Raw genomic sequence first — 7,475 nt, 5'->3', positions numbered from 1 at the left:
GTCCAAAACTAAGAACGCGAGGTTGGCGTGCAGCGTTCTGGACATGTCACACCAACGGTTGACGCGCAGTTGGCCATCAACATTGGTGTTCCGTCAATTGCGGATGGCGGTGCCAGCGTCAGCACAGTCGCGCTGCCAACGGCGGCCGCTAGAGCGGTTGCAAACGCGAGCATCTGGCAGTGCACACACACCGGGCGGGCGTGAAGTGGCGTTCGCTCGGCATTCATGACCGCGCACCCGTGTTCACGTCGCTCTCCTGACCACCCGCTGGGAGCTGCTGCTCAGCTTCCAGTCGGTCGAGGCGGTTTCGGGGCACGATCTCCGCCCCCTTGGCGAGCTCTGAGGAGCGCGCCATCGCCAGCAGCGAAGCACCGAGCATCAGCGCTCGGAATGCGTTGCGATGACTGGCTGAATCTCGATTCGTCTTGTTCAATCGCATCACCTTTTACAGCGCCATGAATGCGGCGCTCAGGTGAGATTTCGCCTTGTGCGTACCGATCCAATGTTTCGAACCATCGGTTGCTTGTTGCCGTTGAAACGCGAAGCACCAAACTGACCGTGCTGAGGGCGGAATCGGATAGAGACACAACGTCATCCTGACCCATCGCGTGCGTTTCATCTGAAATCTCGCGGCCATTGCGCGCAACGCGCATATCACCAGCCGAAACCATAGTGGCATCACTGCGGCTGTACCGCAGATGCCCGTAAGTACCGACGGCAAGACGAAGACCCTTCGAGCCTCGGCGCCGGTGTCATCCCATCTTCAATTGCGGCCGCTCACGCCGCGGAGGTTTCCCATGTTCAAGAAGTCACTTCTAGGCGCCATCATTTCCATGGGCCTCGCAGCTTGTGGCGGCAGTCCCGGCATTCCCAATGTCGACCTGTGCAATGGCGACCCCAAGTGCAGCAGCCCTGCCTCCACTGATATCGACGTCGCCGCGCTTTCCATCGACGAGATCAGGGCCGGCTACATCACCGGGCGATTCACGTCAGAGGAAGTGACTCGCGCCTATTTGCGTCGCATCGAGGCGTATGACCCTTCGTACAACGCCTTCACGACGCTGTCCAGTGACGCTCTCGTGCAGGCACGAGCTATCGATCAGCGGCGCGCTCGTGGCGAAGTCCTCGGCCCGTTGGCGGGCGTGCCCGTGGTGGTCAAGGAGTCGATGGACGTGCGAGGCATGCCCTCCACCGCCGGGTGGGCTGCGATGAGCAAGCGCAAGGGCGGCATGGACTTCTTCCCGATCGACCACGCGGTGGTGGTGCAACGGCTCGTCGATGCTGGAGCGATCATCATCGGCAAGACCAACATTCCTGCCTTCAGCGACGACGGCACGCGCGCCAACACGAGCTGGGCAGGCCCGACCTACAACGCCATCGACCGCAACCTTGCACCCGGAGCCAGCAGCAGCGGCACTGCCACGGCGGTAGCTGCAGGTTTTGCCACCGCCGGCCTGGCCGAGGAGACGGGAGGCTCGATCCAGAATCCGTCAGCGGCACAGAGTCTGGTGGGCATCAAGCCAACCTTCGCACTTGTACCGACTGCGGGCGTCGTGCCGCTGGCCGGCAGCACGCGCGACGTGGTGGGCCCGATTGCGCAGAGCGTGCGCGACGCCGCGCTGGTCCTTGACGCGCTGGCCGGTTACTCGGCCCGTGATCCCAAGACCAGTGCTTCGGATGGCCATATTCCGGCTCAGGGCTACACAAGCTTGCTGAACGTCCAAGCGCTGAAGGGCAAACGCATCGGACTGTACGGGCCGGGATGGAACACGGCCAACCTGTCGCCTGAAACCGAAGCCCTGTACCGCAAAGCGATCCAGGAGCTCATGGCACGCGGCGCCACCGTCGTCACCGACCCGTTCGAACGCAGCGGCTTTGCCGAACTGGCGCTGGCTGGTGAACCCTACGACTACCGGGGCACCGAATCAGCAGCGTATGACCTCAACAACTACCTCAAGGGGCTCGGTGTGCCCTCACTGGCAGCGCTGAAGAACCAGGTCCATGCCTCGCCCTTCGATGCGGGCGGAACCCTATCTTGGTACGTCGACGCGCTACCGACGCTGAAGGCTTCCCTGGCGCAACCCGACCAGGCACCGCCGCTGGAGCCCTTCTTCGCGCTGCGCGCCCGGTATCTGCAGGTCTTCAACGCCGTGATGGCCGCCCAGCAACTGGACGCCATGGTCGTTCCACAAGCCTTGGAATCACTGCCTGCGCTTTTCAGCGACAAGGTGATCGCGGAGACCTCAATCTCGGCACTGGACGTCGCCGGCCTGCCCGGCGTCACCGTGCCGGCTGGGCAGTATGCGAACAAGGCACCGTTCAGCCTGCTGTTTGTCGGGCGCGCGTGGGACGAGGCGAGTCTGCTGGCGCTGGCCTATGACTACGAGCAGGCCACCAAGCACCGCGTCAAACCCACCTTGCTCGCCAAGTGAATTTGCAGGGGACCTGTCGTCCAGGTTGCGGCCGCAAACCTCTCGCCCGGGAACGGCCGCAGCCCGCAAGCGCATGAGCGAAAACGTCAACATCGAGATCGAGATGCTGCGCACGTTCGTGTCGCTGGTCGAATTGCGCAGCTTCACGTTGGTCGCGTCTGTGAGCAGACGCTCCCAATCGGCCGTGAGCCAACAGCTCAAGCGCCTGGAAGACATGCTCGGCCAGCAACTGCTGAGGCGCTCTGCACGCGGGGTCAAGCTAACGGAGCACGGGCGGATCCTGCACGAGTACGCGGTCGAAACCATCAACCGCAATGACAGGATCTTCCGCGACTTCCGATCGGCGCTCGGGCTGGGCCCGGGCTTGCGGCTGGGGCTCGACGAGCATGTGCTGTCGCGGGAGGTCGGCGTGCTGGCCCATTTTGGCAAGGCCAGCCTGGCTGCCGGCTCGATGAGCGTGACCCAGGCCAGCACCGAGGAGCTTCTGCGGGCGTTTGCGGGCGGCCAGTTGGATGTGGTGATTGGCGTGGGGACAGGCAGCGTTGCCGGTGCAGTCGATCTGTGCCGGGTGCCGCTGTCGTGGGTGGCTTCGCCACGCTTCAGAATCGCACCGCACGCCGTGATCCCACTGGTAGCCCCCATGGGGTCGCACCCGCTTCGCAACGCCGCAGTCAAGGCGCTGGACCAGGCGAAGGAACCATGGGAGCTGCGCTACGTGGCCAACAGTGCCACGGCCTTGCAGGCTGGCATCGTTGGCGGACACGGCATCGGGCTGCTGCCGAGCGCCATGCTCGACGAGCGACTGGTCGCGCCGCGCGACCTGACCCAGCTGCCAAGCCCCGGCGCGCTTCATGCCTTCGCGCTAATGCAACGCGGCGCCGGGTTCGAAAGCCTTGTCGAAGAGGTCCGCAGCCACCTGCTGGACCTCTTTGTGGTCGAGGCCTAGTTCACTTTGGCGCGGGCGGCGCTCGCTGAGGCGGTCTGGCCCAGCTGCACGGCCAGCACGCCATGGCTGTCAACGCTGAGGCCGCCGTTGGGTGTCAGGCTGAACACGGTCTCATTGGCGCTCGGGCTCAGCGTGACGGTCCAACTCGTGCCCGGGTTCAGCCCCGACACCATCACGCGCTGCACGCCGCTGGGCAGCCGCACGGTCGTACCGGCGACGGGTGGCACGCCAAGGTCGTTCGTGAAGAGCACGGCCGTCGTGCCGACCACCACCCCTGTCAGGTCGGTGCCCGCCTGGCTTTGCAAGCGCACCGTCGGTGCGGCTGTGGCGTTGGCGTCAAAGGCCTGCAGAACATGCAGGAAGAGTTGGTTGCGCGGGTTAACGGTGTCCTCCACCCGCAGGCGGTAGCCGCCCGTCCAACTGGTCTTGTCGGCCGACATCGGGTCGAGGCTGGCCTTCCACATCTGGTCAGATAGGGGCAGTACCGGGCCCTCGACGGAGACGCGCGTCGTCTGGCTCTGCGGCAGCAGCGTGCGAACCTCCAGTCGCTGCCCACCCGGCGTGCTGGCGTAGACCCGGTCGCCCATCACCTGCGGCGCCGCATTGCCGCTGGGCAGCATCATCATGAAACGCTTGAAGCGGTTGTCGGTGCTGGTGCGGGCCCGGTCGAACACGACAAGGGCATCCGGCTGAATCCAGAGCATGCTGCGGCTGGCGTGCGTCACCTCCTTGGCATTGCCACTGCGAGCGTTGTAGAGATTGGTCGAATCCCCGTTGACGGCCATGAAGCCATCCCCCGAGCCCGCGCTGAGGATGCGCGGGTCGCCATCGTGCATGCCGAGGATGAACTGGCTGCCACGGGCCATAAAGGGCGCGTGGTAACTGCCCACTGCAGCCGCAGGATTGTTCTGGATCACCAGCGTGTTCTTGAACTCCGACAGCGCAGCGCCCGATCCGTAGGCCGACAACTCCTTCGTGATCCACTCACCCTTTCGCCAGAAGTCAAAGCCATTGCCATCGCCATGCTGGTGGTCGATGGTGTTGTAGCCAAGCTTGAAGTCGAGCATGCGAACTTCGGCCGCATCGTTCCAGCTGGTGCGACCTTGGAAGCGCCCAACCCCACTGTTCATTTGAGCCAGAGGGAGGTTGGAACGCGGGTCGGATGGCACGGCCTGGGCAGGATCAAAGGTGAGGAAGTAGAAGATCGATCGAACGATGTTGTCGTCGTTGTTGGCGCTGGCAACCAGGCGCGTCGGATGGCTGGGTGGCGCGGTGTACTGCAGCCACTTCGCACCGTTGAGCTCGGCGCTGTTGCCGAGATAGCGTGCCGCCAGGGCCAGCGGGCCCATCACACGCATCGGGTCCTGAAGATAGAGCTGCTCGGCGTCGCCAAACCATGAGGGTTGATAGGCGTCACCGTAAGGCGTCTTGACCTTTTGCGTCGTCAGGCTGTGAAAGAAGCTGGGCAGCACGCGGCTGAACAGCGGGTGGTTGCGCAATTGCACCTTCTCGCCGTAGAGCTGGGTGTTGTCCATGCCCGAGGTATGGATGGCCAGCATCAGTCCGTAGTAGAAGCCGATGGACTCGCCGTACTCCATGCCCTCTGGGCTGATGCCGCCTGAGCCATCGCCACGGTAGGCCGCGTCGCTCATGTAGAGGTAGGTGCCCATGGCTTCATGCATGTAGTCGCGCAGAGCACCGTTGCTATCGCCCGCAACGGCCGGGTCGGCGCGGTCGTCCGCCGCATCGATGACATTGGCCATCATGAACATGTTCCGGCCGTGGGCCATGAAGTAGTTGTTCATCGAATAGCGCAACGCCTGGCGGCGCGGGTCGCCCAGGTCCAGCAGGGCCGGGTTGTTGCGGCGTGCGGCGCCCGCGGGCAGGCTGCCAGGGTTGGTGTGGAAGTAGGTGGCAGACGGGTAGCCATCGCGATCCTCAGCACACCAGCGCAGGAAGACGCGACGGACCTTCTGCTTCTCGGCAGCGCTCAGCGTCGGGTAAAGCCAATCCACTGCCAGTGGGAACGCCTCACCGCTCCAACGGCCGCGGTCCGAGGATGCGAAGCTGTCGCTGCGGAACTTGCCGCTGCCGACACCCTTGTCGGCTTCGTCGATGACGGAGAAGAGCGCGCGCCGGGCAGTCTGCACCCAGCGCGCATTGCGGGTGGGGTCGGTATCCACCAGACTCATGAACGCCAGCAGTGCCGCATAGGACTCCGTGGCATAAGGTGTGTAGGTCGACCCACCGTTGTCCTGCCCGGGCACCGTGCCGTTCTCCACCCGGTTCGCGGCAGTAGTGGCCAGTTGCATCAGGCCGCCGGAGTTCGCCGTGCCGAACATGGGGTTGGACGCCGTCGCCCAGCTGCGCAGCCGGGCCAGATCGTCCTGGCGTAGCCACAGGCGCGGATGGCCGCTGACGGGGGTGCTGTTCGATGCTGCGTTGACCCGCAGCTCGGCGGTGTTGCTCAGTACACGCGTGATGCCATCGGACACGAGGACATCGAACTGGGCACGGTCATCGCTGCTGGTCGTGCTCACTTGCAACTGCGCGCTGGCTGCGCCGGGAATCGGCGTGCCATTGCGCCGCCATTGATACGCCAGAGTCGGACCCAGCGCTTTGACCGAGAAGGTCGCCGTGGTCCCTGCCGTCGTCGTGACAGGAACTGGCTGAGTCGCAATCTGAACGTAGGCGATAGCCTGACTGGGCGTCGGCGCTGGCGATGGCACTGGGGTCGGCGCCGGCGCTGGGCTAGGTGCGGGGGTAGGAGAGGGAGCAGGCGTCGGTGCCGGCGCAGGCGACGGACTCGGCGTTGGAGTGGGCGCGGGCGCAGGGCTGCCCGCCGCTGCCACACGGATGCTCAAGGCCTCGCTCTTGGCCGCGCCAGCTCCGGTCGCCTCGACCTGTACGGCCTGCTCGCTGCCCGACATGGAAGCGGTCAGCGTCACGGTGGCCAGGAGCTTCGTGGCGGATATTCGAACCAMAGTAGCGCGTTGGCTGCCCACCCAGACGGCGGCGTTCTCGCTGAAGGCATCGCCGTTCAACGTCAGGGTGACCACGCCGACCGGTGCTTTCGTCGGTGTCACCGACCAAAGCCGTGGCTGCGTCTGCGTGACCGTCGCCACTGCCTTTCCGGAAACGTCGGGCTTGGCGGTGCTGGTGGCTTTCACCTCGATCGCGTTCAGCGTCGGCACTGCCTTTGGTGCCGTGTAGAGCCCCCCCGCTGAGATCGTCCCGACCTGCGCGTTGCCACCCGGCACACCGTTCACGCTCCAGTTGATCGTCGCGGGCGTGATTGGTACATACGCACTGAACTGGCGGGTCTGACCTACCGACACATTGCCGCTGCTGTACACCACGATGCTCTGTGCCATCGCCAACGAACTCAGACCGAACGCGGCTGCCATGCCCTTGAGCAGTGCTGAGCCCAGCTGGCCGAGTCGGTCTTGTTTTCGATATCGCATGTCTCAAACTCCAGTGGAAAGGAGCCTGGTACAGCGCAATTGGCATGCCGGACGGCATGAGCCGACTTGCCGATTTTTTGAGCAAATCAATAGCCATCGAGCGTCGGGCCATCCGAATTCGCCAACGTGATGCATGGATTCGAATAGTTCATGGTCATCGGCCGACGCCTAGGCCGCGCTGACAAAAAACGTCACCTCTGAAGTGACGAGTTCAGGATGGCATGACAAATACTGGCAACGGAGCCAGCAGTTGCCTGTATGAACCGACAAATCAGCGCGGCTAATGCATGCAGTTGCCGAGTACGGATCCCTTTACGAACGCCTCGGCTTTGTCGTAGAAGGAGAAGACCGCCATGAGTACTTCATGCGTCGACCAATCCGACCATCGCTAAGCCATGGCCAGTAGCAGGCAGAACGCGGGCACAAACGCACAAATGTGAAGGGCGTGGCCAGGTGCATGTGTCGACGCTCGGCATTCCTCTTTCACTGACGGGTCGGTGTCCGCAGCAGCGCGCCGAACTCGCTCGTCGCTTTGCTCAGTGCGAGCTGAGCAGGAGCGAGTTTGCTGAAGCGCGACTTGAACTCTGACAACGGAGCAAAGTGCCCCAGAGTCAGCGCCGCCAATTGCTCGCC

General features: G+C 64.0%; 5 protein-coding genes. 3 read left to right on the top strand and 2 right to left on the bottom strand.

The window, feature by feature from the left end; translation table 11 throughout:
• Positions 1-223: 223 nt before the first annotated feature.
• The gene (locus ACXJKR_RS18985; RefSeq protein ID WP_457324134.1) at positions 224-433 is read right to left on the bottom strand and encodes a hypothetical protein; all 210 of its coding nucleotides are present in this window, start codon (positions 431-433) and stop codon (positions 224-226) included.
• Positions 434-767: 334 nt separating this feature from the next.
• Here ACXJKR_RS18985 and ACXJKR_RS18980 point away from each other — a divergent pair, with 334 nt between their 5' ends.
• Both ACXJKR_RS18980 and ACXJKR_RS18975 read left to right on the top strand, forming a co-directional pair.
• The gene (locus ACXJKR_RS18980; protein WP_457324133.1) at positions 768-2,432 is read left to right on the top strand and encodes an amidase; all 1,665 of its coding nucleotides are present in this window, start codon (positions 768-770) and stop codon (positions 2,430-2,432) included.
• A 73-nt stretch (positions 2,433-2,505) separates the two neighbouring features.
• Complete coding sequence (locus ACXJKR_RS18975; RefSeq protein ID WP_457324132.1) at positions 2,506-3,378, top strand: LysR family transcriptional regulator; 873 nt, start codon at positions 2,506-2,508, stop codon at positions 3,376-3,378.
• On the opposite strand, the gene ACXJKR_RS18970 is transcribed toward ACXJKR_RS18975, so the two are convergent.
• Complete coding sequence (locus ACXJKR_RS18970) at positions 3,375-6,422, bottom strand: hypothetical protein (RefSeq protein WP_457324135.1); 3,048 nt, start codon at positions 6,420-6,422, stop codon at positions 3,375-3,377. The two genes, ACXJKR_RS18975 and ACXJKR_RS18970, sit on opposite strands and share 4 nt — an antisense overlap.
• Between ACXJKR_RS18970 and ACXJKR_RS18965 the strand changes: the two genes are divergently transcribed.
• A complete protein-coding gene (locus tag ACXJKR_RS18965; RefSeq protein WP_457324136.1) occupies positions 6,307-6,591 on the top strand; it encodes a hypothetical protein in 285 nt (94 codons plus the stop codon). The genes ACXJKR_RS18970 and ACXJKR_RS18965 overlap by 116 nt on opposite strands.
• The last annotated feature ends 884 nt before the right edge of the window (positions 6,592-7,475 follow it).

The organism is Roseateles sp. P5_E11, assembly GCF_054049355.1.
The sequence above is the reverse complement of the archived record's forward strand: the minus strand, read 5'-3'. Positions and strand labels throughout refer to the sequence as shown.

Coding starts and splice junctions, on each gene's coding strand:
- ACXJKR_RS18975 (WP_457324132.1), top strand. CDS start 2,506: ATGAGCGAAAACGTCAACATCGAGATCGAGATGCTGCGCACGTTCGTG.